General features: G+C 64.7%; 14 protein-coding genes. 9 read left to right on the top strand and 5 right to left on the bottom strand.

Annotated features, from left to right (window positions below; translation table 11 throughout):
* Positions 1–137: 137 nt before the first annotated feature.
* The 5 genes from ACK56M_RS10615 (at position 138) to ACK56M_RS10595 (ending at position 6,522) form a co-directional block, all read left to right on the top strand.
* Positions 138–914 (top strand): ParA family protein, encoded by a 777-nt coding sequence (locus tag ACK56M_RS10615; protein ID WP_015269772.1) that lies wholly within the window; start codon positions 138–140, stop codon positions 912–914.
* 84 nt (positions 915–998) lie between these two features.
* Positions 999–1,409: a DUF2946 family protein gene (locus tag ACK56M_RS10610; RefSeq protein WP_013971980.1), complete on the top strand. Its 411-nt coding sequence runs from the start codon at positions 999–1,001 to the stop codon at positions 1,407–1,409.
* A 70-nt stretch (positions 1,410–1,479) separates the two neighbouring features.
* Positions 1,480–3,630, top strand: a complete 2,151-nt coding sequence (locus ACK56M_RS10605) for a TonB-dependent receptor (protein ID WP_411959449.1) — start codon at positions 1,480–1,482, stop codon at positions 3,628–3,630.
* A 395-nt stretch (positions 3,631–4,025) separates the two neighbouring features.
* Positions 4,026–4,997, top strand: coding sequence for an IS110 family transposase (locus ACK56M_RS10600; protein WP_411959049.1), 972 nt, complete (start codon positions 4,026–4,028; stop codon positions 4,995–4,997).
* 187 nt (positions 4,998–5,184) lie between these two features.
* Positions 5,185–6,522 (top strand): MFS transporter, encoded by a 1,338-nt coding sequence (locus tag ACK56M_RS10595; protein ID WP_015269770.1) that lies wholly within the window; start codon positions 5,185–5,187, stop codon positions 6,520–6,522.
* A 134-nt stretch (positions 6,523–6,656) separates the two neighbouring features.
* Here the strand turns inward: ACK56M_RS10595 and ACK56M_RS10590 are convergent, their stop codons facing one another.
* Genes ACK56M_RS10590 through ACK56M_RS10580 form a run of 3 tightly spaced genes read right to left on the bottom strand, consistent with a single transcriptional unit; the run spans position 6,657 to position 12,265 of the window.
* Complete coding sequence (locus ACK56M_RS10590) at positions 6,657–9,803, bottom strand: efflux RND transporter permease subunit (protein WP_054572703.1); 3,147 nt, start codon at positions 9,801–9,803, stop codon at positions 6,657–6,659.
* Positions 9,804–9,819: 16 nt separating this feature from the next.
* Entirely contained in the window at positions 9,820–11,019 is a 1,200-nt protein-coding gene (locus tag ACK56M_RS10585) for an efflux RND transporter periplasmic adaptor subunit (RefSeq protein WP_015269768.1), read from the bottom strand.
* On the bottom strand, positions 11,012–12,265 hold the full coding sequence (locus ACK56M_RS10580; protein WP_411959448.1) for a TolC family protein: 1,254 nt from the start codon (positions 12,263–12,265) through the stop codon (positions 11,012–11,014). The genes ACK56M_RS10585 and ACK56M_RS10580 overlap by 8 nt, the downstream gene beginning before the upstream one ends.
* 215 nt (positions 12,266–12,480) lie before the next feature.
* Between ACK56M_RS10580 and aroQ the strand changes: the two genes are divergently transcribed.
* Positions 12,481–12,930, top strand: a complete 450-nt coding sequence (gene aroQ / locus ACK56M_RS10575; protein ID WP_013971975.1) for a type II 3-dehydroquinate dehydratase — start codon at positions 12,481–12,483, stop codon at positions 12,928–12,930.
* Entirely contained in the window at positions 12,927–13,775 is an 849-nt protein-coding gene (locus ACK56M_RS10570; protein ID WP_015269766.1) for a shikimate dehydrogenase, read from the top strand. Before aroQ ends, ACK56M_RS10570 begins: the two co-directional genes overlap by 4 nt.
* Positions 13,776–13,894: 119 nt before the next feature.
* On the opposite strand, the gene ACK56M_RS10565 is transcribed toward ACK56M_RS10570, so the two are convergent.
* Positions 13,895–14,431: a thioredoxin family protein gene (locus tag ACK56M_RS10565; RefSeq protein ID WP_411959447.1), complete on the bottom strand. Its 537-nt coding sequence runs from the start codon at positions 14,429–14,431 to the stop codon at positions 13,895–13,897.
* Positions 14,421–14,696: a DUF2790 domain-containing protein gene (locus ACK56M_RS10560; protein WP_054572704.1), complete on the bottom strand. Its 276-nt coding sequence runs from the start codon at positions 14,694–14,696 to the stop codon at positions 14,421–14,423. The genes ACK56M_RS10565 and ACK56M_RS10560 overlap by 11 nt, the downstream gene beginning before the upstream one ends.
* A 220-nt stretch (positions 14,697–14,916) precedes the next feature.
* Here ACK56M_RS10560 and ACK56M_RS10555 point away from each other — a divergent pair, with 220 nt between their 5' ends.
* Both ACK56M_RS10555 and ACK56M_RS10550 read left to right on the top strand, forming a co-directional pair.
* Positions 14,917–15,657, top strand: a complete 741-nt coding sequence (locus ACK56M_RS10555; RefSeq protein ID WP_003250463.1) for a response regulator — start codon at positions 14,917–14,919, stop codon at positions 15,655–15,657.
* Complete coding sequence (locus ACK56M_RS10550; protein WP_015269763.1) at positions 15,654–16,940, top strand: sensor histidine kinase; 1,287 nt, start codon at positions 15,654–15,656, stop codon at positions 16,938–16,940. Before ACK56M_RS10555 ends, ACK56M_RS10550 begins: the two co-directional genes overlap by 4 nt.
* The last annotated feature ends 17 nt before the right edge of the window (positions 16,941–16,957 follow it).

The following is a 16,957-nucleotide window of genomic DNA, read 5'->3' as shown; positions in this document are numbered from 1 at the left end:
AGCGGGCATGCCCGCGAAAGGGCCGGAACAAACAATAATGAATGGGCAGGTTGTAACATTCATTGTCATGAAACTGTCTTGTTTCAGTCATAGGATTGACCCCAACCTGACATTTTCACTTCATGGATGAACGTCTGATGCGTCGTGTGGTTTTCAATCAGAAAGGTGGCGTCGGCAAGTCCAGCATCGCCTGCAACCTGGCCGCAGCCAGTGCCGCCGAAGGCTATCGGACCTTGCTGGTTGACCTCGACCCGCAGGCCAATGCCACCTACTACCTGACCGGGCTGGTCAATGACGCCATTCCTTCCGGCATCGCCGATTTCTTCCGCCAGACCTTGTCGCCGGTCACCGCTGCCGGCAAGAAGCACCGGGTGGCGATCACCGAGACCCGCTACCGCAACCTGCACCTGGTCACCGCCAGCCCCGACCTCAGCGACCTGCAAGGCAAGCTGGATCGCAAGTTCAAGATCAACAAGCTGCGCAAGCTGCTGGTGGAGCTGGGCGAGGACTACGAGCGGATCTACATCGACACACCACCGGCGCTCAACTTCTATACCTTCAGCGCGCTGGTAGCGGCCGAGCGGCTGTTGATTCCGTTCGACTGCGACAGTTTCTCGCGCCAGGCCCTGCGCAACGTCATGGCCGAGGTCGAAGAACTGCGCCAGGACCACAACCCGGCGCTGCTGGTGGAAGGTGTTGTGGTCAACCAGTTCGCCGGGCGCACCGCACTGCACCAGACCCTGGTCGAGCAATTGCGCAGCGAGGGCATGCCGGTGCTGCCGGTATACCTTAGCCATTCGATCAAGATGCGTGAGTCGCACCATGCCTCGGTGCCGCTGGTGCACCTGGCGCCGCGGCACAAGTTGGCGCTGGAGTTCGTCGATTTGCTGGATGTACTGGAGCGTGCGGCCTGACAGAACCCCAGGGCGCAAAGCGCCGCAAAAATATCAAGGCCGAAGCACTACCCGACCGTTCGTCCGGGTGGTAGATTCGCCGCCATGAAAACCACCCGGCACACCCGCACGCTGACCGCCTGGACGCTCTACGCCAGCGTCCTGTTCAGCCTGGTTCTGTGTGGCCTGCACCATGGCCAGATGGGTGGCCTGCGCCTGGCCGGCCTGGAAGGCGGTTTCTGCTCGATCAACAGCGAACACGGCGTAGCCATCGACCTGGAAGGCGCTGGCGGCGACCAGCACATGGCCCAGCTCGATTGCCCGGTGTGCTCCTCGTTCGGCCTGGCCGTGCCGCTCAGCAGCAGCGGCTGGTCGTTCACCCCGGCGCAAGCCGTGGCCACCTCGCCCATCGTGGTGCGCAGCTGGGCGCAACCGCCGCCGCGTTATCAGCGCCCCGCCCTCAACCCCCGCGCCTCCCCTGCCACCTTCCCCGCAGCCGTACCTCATTTCGCCTGACCTCAGCCGGGCGCGCCTGACTGTGCGCGTTCGCGGTCAGCCATGACCTTTGCGTGGAAGACACACCAACATGCTTCGCAAAACCTCCCTGGTGCTCCTCATGGGCACCTGCAACCTTGCCTGGGCGGATGCTGCCCCGGTAGAACTGAGCGCCACCACCATCGACGGTGAACGCGACGCCGCCAGCGGCGTGCAACTGGACGAGCCGATCCGCACTGGCTCGCGCCTGGGCCTCACCGCGCGGGAAACGCCAGCCTCGGTCAGCGTCTCGGACCGCCGCCTGATCGAAGAGCGCGGCGCCAAGGACAGCCAGGACGTGATCAACGCCATGACCGGCGTCAACGCCTCGGCCAACCCGGGCTTTGGCGGCTTCGTCGCCTACCGCGGCTTCACCCAGAACCAGGTCACCCAGTTGTACAACGGCATAAACCTGGGCTACAGCAGCGCCACCCGGCCAGTGGATGCCTGGGTACTCGACCGCGTCGAATTGATTGGCGGGCCGTCGTCGTTCCTGCATGGTGCCGGCGCGGTCGGCGGCTCGATCAACTACATCACCAAGTTGGCCAGCCGCGATCAGCAGACCATCGACGGCCGTATCCGCCATGGCAGCTTCGACGACAGCGAAGTGGCGTTCGGCATCAACCAGGCTCTGGCCAGCAACCCCGCCGATGCCCGCCACTTCATGCGCCTGGACTTCAGCCGCGGGCAGGGCAACGGCTACATCGACCGCAACGAACGGCACACAGACAGCCTGGCTTTTTCGTTGCTGAGCGACCTCACGCCCAACCTCACCCACACCCTGGCCCTGGAATACCAGGAAGACCGCGAAGACAGCCCTTACTGGGGCTCGCCGATCCTGCCCGGGCGCAGCACGATGAAGATCGACAACAGCCGCCGCTTCGAAAACTACAACGTCGGCGACGGGCGCTATGAGCAGCGGGTACGCTGGCTACGCTCGATCCTCGACTACCAGCTCAGCGACAGCACCAGCGTGCAGAACACGCTGTACCACTACAACGCCCAGCGCGACTACCGCAACCTCGAACGCTACAGCTACACCAGCGATGGCAAGGTACGACGCAGCAGCCCTTACCTGCAGCGCCACGACCAGAACCTGCTGGGTGACCGCATCGAGCTGCGCCACGACAACCAGTTGTTCGGCCTGGCCAGCCAGTGGTCGCTGGGGCTGGAGTACTCGCGCATGCGCCAGACCCTCTACCCCACCTCAAGCAGCTGGAGCGACGTGGTCGATGCCGAGCACTTCGCCCCCGGCAGCTTCGACGACATCCCCGGGGTGAATGCCGGCCTGACCAAGCAACGCCGTCATGAGGTGACCAACCGCGCGGTGTTTGCCGAAAACCGCCTGCAACTCACCGAACGCCTGGCCCTGCTGACCGCCCTGCGCTACGACTACCTGGACATGCAGGTGACCAACTACGGCGCGGTGACGCCAACCTCGCCGGCGTTCTTCGAACGCCGCTGGGAACCGCTTTCCGGGCGTATCGGCCTGACGTATGCGCTGACCCCGTCCGCCAGCGTCTATGCGCAGTACAGTACCTCTGCCGACCTGCCGGCAGGCTCGCTGGCGGCGGCGACCTATTCCAACGTCGGGATGTTCGACCTGTCCAAGGGCGAGCAGTGGGAAGTGGGCAGCAAGTTCGACTTTCTCGGCGGGCGCGGTGCGGCCACGCTGGCGCTGTACCAGATCGTGCGCAAGGACTTTGCCGTGCGCGACTCCAACGACGCCAACCTCACGGTCCAGGCAGGGCAGCAGACCTCCCGCGGCGTCGAGCTGTCCGGGCGCCTGCAGGTGACGCCGAAGCTGCTGGCCGAGGCCAACTATGCCTATGTCGATGCGCAGTACGACGAGTTCAACGAGGCGGTCAACGGCGTGTCGGTGTCGCGCAAGGGCAACGCACCGGTGAACGTACCGGCCAACGTCGCCAACCTGTGGCTTACCTACAGCCTGACCCCGGCGTGGTCGGTGGGGGCAGACGGGCGCTACGTGGGCTCGGTGTATGCCGACAACGCCAACAGCCTCAAGGCCCCGGCGTACACCCTGTTCGGTGCGTTCGCCCGCTACCGGCTGGATGAACACACCACGCTCACCGGTCGGGTACGCAACCTGACCGACGAGGTGTATGCCAAGCAGGCCTACAACAGCCAGTACTACATGGGGCCGCCGCGCACCTTCGAACTGGCGCTGGACATGCGCTTCTGAGCGCATGGCCTGTCTTGCATGAACATCCCGGCCTGCATTGGCTCTTGTGGGAGCGGCCTTGCGTCGCGAAAGGGTCGCAGAGCGGCCCCGGCGATGTCAGTAGCGAAGCTGCAATCGAGGGGCTGCTGCGCAGCCCTTTCGCGACACAAGGCCGCTCCTTGTATCTCGACTTTCGCCTCCCAAGAGGCGAAAGTTCTCGACTGATCATCGAGGGAAGGTCTTGAAGCGGAGCCGCTCCAAGGGCATCGAGCCCGCACTGTAGATAACGCTCTGGCCTTTCAACCCCACTCGACGAGTTCGAACGGTATCTAGTGCCCGCCCCCGGCGTGAGCACGCATTAACAAGGTTGAACTGAGTGTAGGGTGATCGACTTTCGTAGTTTGAAGGAGAAGATCATGTCCGCCTTTGTTGGCGTTGATGTCGCCAAAAAATCTTTCGACATTGCCACCCCACTTCCCAACGGCAAGACGCGCACCAAAGCCAAGCTGTCCAATGATCCTGGAGGGTTCAAGCAGTTCAGCGATTGGCTTGAGCGCCATGCCGAACCAGGCGCCTGGATCGTTATGGAGGCCACAGGCACCTATCACGAAGCGTTAGCCGAGCACTGTCACAACCAAGGTTATCGGGTGTGTATTCTGAACCCGGCGGTGATCGCGAAATTCGCTGACGTGGAGCTTCGGCGCGTCAAAACCGATAAAGCTGACGCCAAAGTCATTGCTGCTTATGGCCAGCAGAAGGCGGCCTCGCTTCGCCAGTGGGAGCCGGAGCCACCTGCACAGCGCCGTTTGCGTGCTCTGGTGCGGCGACTGGACGACCTCAAGGAAATGCGCCAGATGGAGCAGAATCGTTTGGATGTCGCACAGGATGCGGTGCAGCAGTCGATTCAAGACGTCATCGGGCACATCACCGAAGAACTGGAAAAGACCAGGAAGGCCATCGAACAGACGATCGATGATGATCCAGACCTGCGCAAGCGACGTGATCTGATTACTTCGATAGATGGTTTGGGTGACACCACTGCTACGTTGCTGCTCGCCGAACTGGGCGATCCACTGAAATACCAAAGCTCTTCTGCGATCGTCGCGTTCTCAGGCCTGAACCCGGTAGTGCAGCAATCGGGAGAGTTCATAGGTCAGAGCACTATCTCGCGTACAGGCGCCTCAAGGCTGCGGGCGGGCTTGTGGATGTCAGGCACTGTCTCGATCAGGTACAACCCTGTCGTGAAGGCACTGGCAGAGCGGTTGAACAGCCGACACAAAGCCTATAAACAGATCGTTTGCGCGGCGATGCGCAAGCTGCTGCACCTGGTTTATGGGGTGGTGAAGTCGGGGATACCGTTTGACCCCAAAATCCCTCTTGCAGGGTGAGGGTCAAGACGGTATCTACAGTGGACCGTGCCAAGCGAACAGCTCGCGGTTGAATCAGGTATCCCGAGGTCGCCCTCGACAAAGCGTCCTCCAGCACCCGGCGATCTACTGGCAAGCACAACAATGATGGCGCGGCCCGACCGCGCCACTTTCATCATGCCTGCCCATGGAACCGGAGAGCACTCGCATGCCCACACCTCACGAGGTATCCCCCGCCACCCTGCGCCGGGTGATCGCCGCCTCGGCCATCGGCAATTTCGTCGAATGGTTCGACTTCGCCGTCTACGGCTTTCTCGCAACCCTGATCGCCAGCCAGTTCTTCGCCAGCGAAGACGCCAGCGTGGCCTTGCTGAAGACCTTTGCGGTGTTCGCCGTGGCCTTCGCCCTGCGCCCGCTGGGCGGCATCGTGTTCGGCGCGCTGGGTGACCGCCTGGGGCGCAAGCGCATCCTGTCGCTGACCATCCTGCTGATGGCCGGCTCCACTACCCTCATCGGCCTGCTGCCGACCTACGCCAGCATCGGCCTGGCAGCCCCCGCGCTGCTGACCCTGGCGCGCTGCCTGCAGGGCTTTTCTGCCGGTGGCGAGTATGCCGGGGCCTGCGCCTACCTGATGGAGCACGCGCCCAACGACAAGCGCGCCTTCTATGGCAGCTTCGTGCCGGTGTCGACCTTTTCCGCCTTTGCCTGCGCGGCGGTGATCGCTTATGGCCTGGAAGCCAGCCTGTCGGCCGAGGCGATGAATGCATGGGGTTGGCGCGTTCCGTTCCTGATCGCCGCGCCGTTGGGGCTGGTCGGCCTGTACCTGCGCTGGCGCATGGAAGAAACACCGGCGTTCCGCGAAGCCATCGCCCAAGGCAAGGAGCATGAACATTCGCCGCTCAAGGAAACCCTGCGCAACCATGGCCGGGCTATCCGCAACCTGGGGGCTTTCATTTCGCTGACCGCGCTGTCGTTCTACATGTTCACCACCTACTTCGCCACCTACCTGCAACTGGTCGGCAACCTGACCCGCGCGCAATCGCTGCTGGTAACCACCGTGGCCCTGCTGTTCGCCGCAGTCGGCTGCCCGCTGGCCGGAGCGTTCTCGGACCGCGTGGGGCGACGCAAGACCATCGGCTTTACCTGCCTGTGGGTGATGCTGTGCGTGTTCCCCGCGTACTGGCTGGCCAGTTCCGGCTCGATGCCCGGTGCACTGCTGGGAGTGATCCTGCTGGCGGTGGGAGCGCTGTGCAGTGGCGTGGTCACGGCGGCATTGCTGTCGGAAAGCTTCCCCACCCGCACCCGCTATACCGCTTCGGCAATTACCTACAACGTGGCCTATACGCTGTTTGGCGGCACTGCGCCGCTGGTGGCGACCTGGCTGATCGGGCAGACCGGCAGCAGCCTGGCACCGGCGTTCTACCTGGTGGTGATTGCGCTGGTGGCTTTGGTGGGTGGTTTGGCGTTGCCGGAGACTTCGCGGATTTCGTTGCATGATGAGGCTGGGGGCGACGGTGCAAGGGCTGGGGCTCGTCGTACTGTTTGAGAATTTGGGGCCGCTTTGCGGCCCATCGCGACACAAGGCCGCTCCTACAAGGGATCGCGTCAATTTGCGGCTGATGCGGTCCCCTGTAGGAGCGGCCTTGTGTCGCGATGGGCTGCAAAGCAGCCCCAAAACGCTCACCCCTCCTGCACCTCTTCGCGCCGATACGCCCACTGATACAACGCAGGCAACACCAGCAAGGTCAGTGCGGTGGACGACAGAATCCCGCCAATCACAACGGTCGCCAGCGGCCTTTGCACCTCGGCCCCGGTCCCGGTAGCCAAGGCCATCGGGATGAACCCCAGCGACGCCACCAGTGCCGTCATCAGCACCGGCCGCAAGCGCGTCAGCGCGCCCTCCTCGACCGCTGCCCGCAGCGTGCGCCCCTCCTCCCGCAAGCTACGGATAAAGGCGATCATCACCAGCCCGTTGAGCACCGCCACCCCCGACAAGGCAATGAACCCCACGCCAGCGGATATGGACAACGGAATGTCGCGCAACCACAGCGCCAGCACCCCGCCGGTAAGGGCGAACGGGATGCCGGTGAACACCAGCAGGCCATCCCTGAGGTTGTTGAACATCATCAGCAACAGCGCCATGACCAACAGCAAGGCCACCGGCACCACCACCTGCAGGCGCTCGGCCGCCGACTGCAGCTGCTCGAACTGGCCGCCCCAGCGGGTCCAGTAACCCGGCGGTATCTGCACCTGCTGGATCAGCGTCTGTTCTGCCTCCTCGACGAACGAGCCCAGGTCACGCCCGCGCACGTTGGCACTGACCACCACCACCCGCTTGCCATCCTCGCGGCTGACCTGGTTCGGCCCCAGCTGCAGGTTCAGCGTGGCTACCTGCGACAGCGGAATGAAGCCGATTTGCCCGGCACCCGCAGCAGCACTGGCCGGCACCGGAATCAGCAGGCTGGCCAGCCCGTCGACATCGGTGCGCAGGGTTTCCGAAAGGCGCACCACCATGTCGAAACGGCGGTCACCTTCGTACAGCGTACCGGCGGTGCGGCCACCCACGGCAATGGCAATGGCGTCCTGCACATCGCCCACGTTCAGGCCATGGCGGGCCGCCTTGTCGCGGTCAATATCGATGGTCAGCACCGGCAGTCCGGTAGTCTGCTCGACCTTTACCTCGGACGCGCCCGGCACGCCTTGCAGGCTGCTGGCGATCTGCGCTGCGGTGCGGTTGAGCACGTCCATGTCATCACCAAACAGCTTCACCGCCACATCGCTGCGCACCCCGGAAATCAGCTCGTTGAAGCGCAGCTGGATCGGCTGCGACAGCTCGTGGTTGCTGCCCGGCACGCTGGCGGCGGCGCGTTGTACCTCGGCGATCAGCTCATCACGCGGCTTGCCCGGGTCGCCCCATTGCTCACGCGGACGCAGCATCACATAGGCGTCGGAAATGTTCGGCGGCATCGGGTCGGAGGCGATCTCGGCGGTGCCGGTGCGAGCGAACACCCGTTCCACTTCCGGCACCTGGGCGATGATCGCCTGTTCCAGGCGCTGCTGCATGTCGACCGACTGCGACAGGCTGGTGCCCGGCACGCGCAGGGCCTGCAGGGCAAAGTCGCCTTCGCTGAGGCTGGGGATGAACTCGCTGCCCATGCGGCTGGCCATCACCCCGGACAACAACACCAAGGTAGCGGCGGCAGCGAATGCCAGCTTGCGCCGGCCCAGCACCCAGGCCAGCACCGGGGCATAGCGCTGACGCGCCGTGCGCATTACCAGGCCCTCCTCTTCCTTGACCTTGCCGGTGACGAACAGGGCAATGGCCGCCGGCACGAAGGTGACCGAGAGGATCATGGCACCAAGCAGGGCGATGACCACGGTAAAGGCCATAGGGTGGAACATCTTGCCCTCCACCCCGGTCAGGGCAAAGATCGGCAGGTACACCACCATGATGATCAGCTGGCCGTAGATCAGCGGCCGGCGCGCCTCACGGGCGGCAGCGAACACTTCATGGAAGCGCTCGGTGCGGGTCAGCATGCGGCCATGGCGTTGCTGGGCGTGGGCCAGGCGGCGGATGGCATTCTCCACGATCACCACCGCGCCGTCGACGATGATGCCGAAGTCCAGGGCGCCCAGGCTCATCAGGTTGGCGCTGACCTTGTTGCTGAACATGCCGGTGAAGGTAAACAGCATCGACAACGGAATGACCATGGCGGTGATCAATGCAGCGCGGATGTTGCCCAGGAACAGGAACAACACGGCGATGACCAGGATGGCGCCCTCGACCAGGTTCTTCTTCACCGTGGCGATGGCCTTTTCCACCAGGTTGGTGCGGTCGTACACCGTCACCGCGACCACGCCCTTGGGCAGGTTGCGGTTGATCTCGACCAGCTTGGCGGCGACCGCCTGGGCCACCGTGCGGCTGTTCTCGCCAATCAGCATGAACACCGTGCCCAGCACCACTTCCCGGCCGTTTTCGGTGGCCGCGCCCGAGCGCAGCTCTTCGCCCAGGCCGACCTGGGCAACATGGCTGACGCGGATTGGCGTGCCATCGACACTGGAGATGACGATATTGGCGATGTCCTCGGCCGACGCCACCTGGCCTGGCGCGCGAATCAGCAACTGCTCGCCATTGCGCTCGATGTAGCCGGCGCCGACGTTGGCGTTGTTGCGCTCCAGCGCCGCGATCAGGTCGTTGAGGGTGAGTTTGTAGGCTGCCAGGCGCTTGGGCTCCGGCGCAATCAGGTACTGCTTGGCATGGCCGCCGATGCTGTTGACTTCGGCCACCCCGGGCACGTTGCGCAACTGCGGCTTGATGATCCAGTCCTGGATTACCCGCAAGTCGGTCGGGGTGTAGGGTGTGCCGTCTTCCTTCAGCGCGCCCTGCTCGGCTTCCACCGTCCACAGGAAGATTTCACCTAGCCCGGTGGAAATCGGCCCCATGCCCGCTTCGATGCCGGCGGGCAACTGCTCACGCGCCACTTGCAGGCGCTCGTTGACCAGTTGGCGGGCGAAGAACAGGTCGGTGCCGTCGTCGAAAATGACCGTGACCTGCGACAGGCCCGAGCGCGACAGCGAGCGGGTCTGCTTGAGCCCGGGCAGGCCGGCCATGGCGGTCTCGATGGCGAAGGTGATGCGCTGCTCGGTCTCCAGCGGCGAATAGCCAGGTGCGGCGGTATTGATCTGCACCTGGACGTTGGTGATGTCCGGTACAGCGTCGATCGGCAGTTTCTGGTAGCTGTGGATGCCCACCGCGGCCATCAGGACCACGGCCAGCATCACCACCAGGCGTTGCTCGATGGCGAATTGGATCAGGCGTTCGAACATGCAGGTGTCCCCGTGATCAATGGCTGTGCTCGGCCGAGCCCTTGCCCAGCTCGGACTTGAGGACAAAGCTGCCGGCAGCGGCCACCTGGGTTCCGGCGGCAAGGCCGGTGGTGATTTCCACCAGGCCGGCGTCGCGGCGGCCGGCCTTCACCGGGCGGGCCTCGAAGCCTTCCTCGGTACGGGCAAACACCACGGTTTGCTCTTCCCAGGATTGCAATGCGCTTTCTGGTACCACCACGGCGGCGTTGAAGCGTTCGACGCTGACCGCGACGTTGACGAACAACCCGGGGCGCCAGGCGCCGTTGGGGTTGGCCAGCGTGGCGCGGACAGTGGCGGCACGGTTCTGCTCGCCGAGCAGGCTGCCGACGTAGTTGACCTTGCCCTCGACCCGGGCACCCAGGTCCGGCGCGCTGACCGTGACATTGCGGCCGGTGGTCACCTTGTCCAGGTCGCGCGGGGCGACGGCGAAGGTGGCCCAGACCCGGCTCAGGTCAGACAGGGTGAAGGCATTGCTGGTCTCATCGACCACCTCACCCACGGTCAGGTGCTTTTCCACCACCACTGCATCGAACGGCGCGCGCAGTTCATAGCGGTTGCCGGCACCGGCCGGGCCCACGGCGGCGACCTTCTGCCGGGCGTTGGCCAAGGCAATCTCTGCTTCCTGCAACGCCTGACGGGCCTGCAGGTAATCCTGCTCGGCGCTGATCCGCTCCTGCCACAGCTGCTGTTCGCGCTGGAAGGTCAGGCGCGCCAGTTCCAGGCGGCGCTGGGCAGCCTGTTGTTCGCTGCGCAGGTCGGAAATCTGCTGGCTGGCAATTACCGCCAGCACCTGACCACGCTTGACCGCCTGGCCCAGTTCGGCTTGCACCGACTCGACCACACCGGGCACACGTGGCACGACGTGGGCAGTGCGATCCTCGTCGAAGCGGATTTCACCCGGGAAGCTGATGGCGGTGCCCAGTTCACGAGGGCCGGCATCGGCCAGTTGCACACCGGCAGCTTCGATCTGGGCGATGGACAGGTGCAGCTTGCCCGCCTCTTCTTCGTGACCTTCGCCGGCCTGTTCCTCGCCGTGGCCGTGGCTGTCTTCGCCGTGGTCGTCGTGCCGGGCTTCAGTGCTTGATGCGTTGCCGAGGTTGCCGGTCCAGGCCAGGCCACCCAGGCCAAGCGCGGCAATGGCGGCAGCCAGAAGGGCTATCTTGCGTGGATTAGTCATTGTTGCTCCTGCTGTTCAATTTGTTGCTCAGCTCATCGAGGTCGCCATAGATCCGCTCGACCTGTGCCCGCGCGTCGGTCGCCGAGGCCAGCGCCTCGAGGTACAGCCCGCGTGCCTCGATCAGCGTGCGCTGGGCGTCGAGTACATCGAGAAAGGCGAACTTGCCCATTTCGAAACCGCGTGTGGCGGTGTCCACGGCCTGCTGGGCAGAAGGCAGGATGGTGCGGTCATAGGCCTGCACTTCCTGCATGGCCGTGGTCCACTGGCTGACGGCGCTGCGGGTTTCACTGCGCAGGCGCAGCTCCACGGCGTTGCGCAGGTCACGCGCCTGGTCGGCACGGCGGGCCGCGGCCAGCACGTTGCCCTGGTTGCGGTCGAACAGCGGCAAGGGCATCGACAGGCCCACCACATTGACCCGCTCGCGGTCTTCGCGGCTGTATTGGCTGCCAAGGCTGACGGTGAGGTTGGGAATACGCAGGGCCTTTTCCGATCCCAGGGACGCTTCGCCGCGCTCGACCTGGGCGGCGGCCAGGCGCCATTCGGCCGTTTGCTCGACCTGGTCGAGCAGAGCATCGGCGCTGGGTGCATCACCGGGGGACAGGTTGGCTGCCTGCAACTGGTCGAAGCTTGCCAGCGGGCTGCCGGTCAACCGTGCCAGGGCCTGGTAGGCCACACTGCGCTGGGTTTGCGCACGGCGCACTTCAGCCTGGGCCTGGGCCAACTGCACCTGGGCCCGGGTGGCCTCGACGGGCGATGACTGGCCAGCGGTCACCCGCCCCTGCACCACTCGCAGCCCACGCTCGGTCAACGCCTGCGATTGCTGCGCCAAATCCAGCGCGGTCTGTGCGCGCAGGGCCGCGTGGAAGGCCTGTATCACATCGGCGCGCAGGCCGTTGCGCTGGCGTTCCAGGTCCAGCAGGGCAATGGCCTGGCCAGCACCGGCCACGGCGATGCGTGCGCCGCGCTTGCCGCCCAACTCCAGCGGTTGGCTGAGGGTGACAGTGGTGGTGCTGGTGTCACGGCGGGTGTCCTCGACCTCCCAGGACAGCTCCGGGTTGGGGATCAGCCCGGCCTGGCGCCGTTCGCCATCGGCAATGCCGATTTCCCGTCCGGCTGCGGCCAGCTCCGGGTTCTGAGCAAAGGCGGCGTCTAGCGCCTGGGGCAGGCTCAGGCTCTGGCTGGCGTGGGCAGTGCCGGCGCCAGCCAGCAACAGGCAGAGCAAGGCGGTCTTGCGGGGGATGGGCACGAAACAGTCCTCGTCGGCGAGATTTGCCGAGGGACTGTAGAAAGCCGCGCTTATCGGGGCGGTGGCGGGAAAATTACAATTTTGTAATCCAGTCTGAGTTGCTGAGGGTTCGATAATCGCCCACTTTCCCGGAACAGCGGTTTAGTCCAATTGACTAAACTAACCAGGCGGTACAAAACTAGGAAGCATCCAACAACAACAAAGCGATGCCCGTCATGAAGCCCCTTATTCTCGTACTCAACGGCCCCAACCTGAACATGCTGGGCACCCGCGAGCCTGCCCAGTACGGCCACGAAACCCTCGCCGACCTGGCCCAGGGTTGTGCCGACACCGCCCATTCCCTCGGCCTGGAAATCGAATTCCGCCAAACCAACCACGAAGGTGAACTGATCGACTGGATCCATGCCGCCCGTGGCCGCTGCGCCGGCATCGTGATCAACCCCGGTGCCTGGACCCACACCTCGGTGGCCATCCGCGATGCCCTGGTGGCCGGCGAAGTGCCGGTTATCGAAGTGCACCTGTCCAACGTGCACAAGCGCGAACCGTTCCGTCACCTGTCGTTCATATCGTCCATCGCCGTCGGGGTCATCTGCGGCCTGGGCAGCCATGGCTATCGCATGGCCATCAGCCACTTTGCCGAAATGTTGCAGGAGCGCAGCGCATGAGCCAGCAAGCCATCCTCGCCGGCCTGATCGGCCGCGGCATCCAGCTGTCGCGCACCCCTGCCCTGCACGAACACGAAGGTGATGCCCAGGCGCTGCGCTACCTGTACCGGCTGATCGATGCCGACCAGCTGCAACTGGACGACAGCGCCCTGCCCGGCCTGCTCGACGCTGCCCAGCACACCGGTTTCACCGGGCTAAACATCACCTACCCGTTCAAGCAGGCGATCCTGCCGTTGCTCGACGAACTGTCGGACGAAGCCCGCGGCATCGGCGCGGTGAACACCGTGGTACTCAAGGACGGCAAGCGGGTGGGTCATAACACCGATTGCCTGGGCTTTGCCGAAGGCTTGCGCCGTGGCCTGCCGGATGTGGCACGGCGCCAGGTAGTGCAGATGGGTGCCGGTGGCGCAGGTTCGGCCGTGGCCCATGCCCTGCTGGGTGAAGGGGTCGAGCGGCTGGTACTGTTCGAAGTGGACGTGGCCCGTGCACAGGCCCTGGTGGACAACCTGAATGCCCATTTCGGTGCCGGGCGCGCCGTTGTCGGCACCGACCTGGCCACGGCCCTGGCCGAGGCGGACGGGCTGGTCAACACCACACCGGTGGGCATGGCCAAGCTGCCGGGCACGCCGCTGCCGGTGGAGCTGCTGCATGCTCGCCTGTGGGTGGCGGAGATCATCTACTTCCCGCTGGAGACCGAACTGCTGCGCGCCGCCCGGGCACTGGGGTGCCGCACCCTGGATGGCAGCAACATGGCCGTGTTCCAGGCGGTGAAGGCGTTCGAGTTGTTCAGCGGGCGCCAAGCGGATGCGGCGCGGATGCAGGCGCACTTTGCCAGTTTCACCTGACAGACAGGTGTCGGCTTCTTCGCGGGCTTGCCCGCTCCCACAGGTACTGCGCAAATTTCACTGATTACGCAAATCCCTGTGGGAGCGGGCAAGCCCGCGAAGAGGCCGGCACAGACAACTCACCCTTTCTCATCCAGCAACGTCTGTATCACCTGCTCCTGCCCACCATAATCCCCCTCGCCAAAGTGCACATGGCGCACCTGCCCCTTGCGGTCGACAAAGTAGTGTGCCGGCCAGAACTGGTTGCCCCAGGCATTCCACACCTTGTAGTCGTTATCCACCGCCACCGGGTAAGCGATCCCCAGCCTGGCCACCTTGTCACGCAAGGTGCCTACATCGTGCTCGTAGTCGTACTCCGGAGTGTGCACACCGACCACCACCAGGCCCTGGTCGGCATAGCGCCGCGCCCATTCGTTCACATGCGGCAGGCTGCGCCGGCAGTTGATGCAGTCCCAGGTCCAGAAGTCCACCAGCACCACCTTGCCCTTGAGCCCGGGGCCATCCAGCGGCGCCGAGTTAAGCCACTGGCTGGCGCCGGACAGCGACGGCATGGCACCGTAGCTGTCGCGGGCCATCAGGTGCCCGCCCAGACCCAGGCCGGCCAGCGCCAGGGCAATGCCGCCAACCTTCAACAACAAGCGGCGATCAATTCTCATGGCAACCGCCGGTGGCATAGGTGCGGTACTGCACGCTCTGCCGCTGGCCCTTGGAGTCGAGGTAGTCCATGCGGGTGTTCACCAGGCCGCAGGCGTCGCTCTGGTCATCCTGTATCGACAGCACTTTCTTCACATCCAGGTGGTCACCGTAGCGGTACTGCATGACCCCGCTGTCGTCCATCGGCATGGTGGAGGCCTGGGCGGCAATGGCGCCGAAGCTGAGCACGGCAAGCAGGCTGGCACGGGCGAAGGTATTGAAGTTCATGGCATCTCTCCTGTGTAACGCTTGAGGGTGGGGAGTTGCGCTCCCCGGTCGAGAGCCATTTCACGCCGGCCAGGTATCCCGTATGTGTCGCCCGAAGCTGTGATGTGCTTCCTCCTGTGTCTGTACGCATGGCAGATACACTGCAATACAAACCCCCGCAGGCAAGCGCGAACGCGCTCGGTACACTGCGCCCATCCCCTCTTGAACAGGAACGCAGCGCATGGAACACGTCGATCACATCCTGATCGTCGACGACGACCGCGAAATCCGCGAACTGGTCGGCAACTACCTGAAGAAGAACGGCCTGCGCACCAGCATCGTCGCCGACGGCCGGCAGATGCGCGCCTTTCTCGAAGCCAACAGCGTCGACTTGATCGTCCTGGACATCATGATGCCCGGCGACGACGGCCTGCTGTTGTGCCGCGAGCTGCGCGCCGGCAAGCACCGCAACACCCCGGTGCTGATGCTGACCGCCCGCAACGACGAAACCGACCGCATCATCGGCCTGGAAATGGGCGCCGACGATTACCTGACCAAGCCGTTCTCGGCCCGCGAACTGCTGGCCCGCATCAACGCCGTGCTGCGCCGCACGCGCATGCTGCCGCCCAACCTGACCATCAGCGAAAGCAGCCGCCTGCTCGGCTTCGGCCAGTGGCGGCTGGACACCACCGCGCGCCACCTGCTCGACAGCGAAGGCACCCTGGTAGCCCTGAGCGGTGCCGAATACCGCCTGCTGCGGGTGTTTCTCGACCACCCGCAGCGGGTGCTCAGCCGTGAGCAGTTGCTCAACCTGACCCAGGGCCGCGAAGCCGACATCTTCGACCGCTCCATCGACCTGCTGGTCAGCCGCCTGCGCCAGCGCCTGGGTGACGACGCCCGCGAACCCAGCTGCATCAAGACCGTGCGCAGCGAGGGCTACGTGTTCTCGCTGCCGGTGCAACTGCTCGAGTCACCATCATGAAGTGGCCACGTACCCTGGCCTCGCGCCTGGCACTTATCTTCTTCACCGGCCTGGTGCTGGCCTACGGCCTGTCGTTCGGCCTGCAGGCCTACGAGCGCTACATCAGCAGCCGCTCGATGATGCTCAGCACCCTGGAGCAGGACGTGGCCACCTCGGTGGCCATCCTCGACCGCCTGCCCGCGGCCGAGCGCCCCGCCTGGCTGCCGCGTCTGGAGCGGCGTACCTACCGCTACCGGCTGGACCAGGGCCTGGCGGGCGAAGCCATGCCGACCAGCGACCCGCCCATGGCCGCGGACTCGATCGTCAAGGCCATTGGCGCCGACTATCGCCTTTCCTTCCAGGAAATCCCCGGCCCGAATGCGCACTTCCAGGCCCACCTGACCCTCGCCGATGGCGCTCCGCTGACCATCGACGTAACCCCGTCGCCGCTCCCGGTGGCACGTTGGCTGCCCGTGGTGCTGCTGATCCAGTTGGCCGTGCTGTTGCTGTGCACCTGGCTGGCGGTACGCCTGGCGATCGGCCCGCTGACCCGCCTGGCCCGCGCGGTGGACAATCTCGACCCGGACAAGCCTGGCGTGCAGCTGGATGAAAGCGGCCCGCGCGAGGTGCGCTACGCCGCCGTGGCCTTCAACGCCCTGCAGGCGCGCATCGCTGCCTACCTCAAGGAACGCATGCAGTTGCTGGCGGCCATTTCCCACGACCTGCAAACACCGATCACGCGCATGAAACTGCGTGTCGAAGTGATGGACGAAGGAGTAGAGAAGGACAAGCTGTGGAACGACCTTGGCGAGATGGAGCATCTGGTGCGCGAAGGCGTTGCCTATGCCCGCAGCATGGATACCAGCACCGAGGCACCGTGCCGGGTCAACCTCGATGCCTTTCTCGACAGCCTGGTGTTCGACTACCAGGACAGTGGTGCCCAGGTGCTGCGCCATGGCAGCAGCGGCAGCCTGCTGGAAACCCGCCCGCATGCCCTGCGTCGGGTGCTGGTGAACCTGGTGGACAACGCCCTCAAGTTTGCTGGTGCTGCCGAGCTGGAGGTATGCCGCGAAGGGGACCTGACCGTGATCCGAGTGCTCGACAACGGGCCAGGCATCCCCGGTGGCGAACTGGATGAAGTACTCAAGCCGTTCTATCGCGTGGAAGGCTCACGCAACCGCAGCACCGGCGGCACCGGGCTGGGGTTGGCGATTGCCCATCAGCTGATCCAGGCCATGGGCGGCCGACTGACCCTGAGCAACCGCGCAGGCGGCGGGCTGTGCGCGCAGATCGAGCTGAAGTAAGGCAATCTCAGGTAGGA

The sequence above is a fragment of the Pseudomonas sp. s4 genome (assembly GCF_046764235.1).
GTDB classification, from domain to species: Bacteria; Pseudomonadota; Gammaproteobacteria; order Pseudomonadales; family Pseudomonadaceae; genus Aquipseudomonas; species Aquipseudomonas asiatica.
The sequence above is the reverse complement of the archived record's forward strand: the minus strand, read 5'-3'. Positions and strand labels throughout refer to the sequence as shown.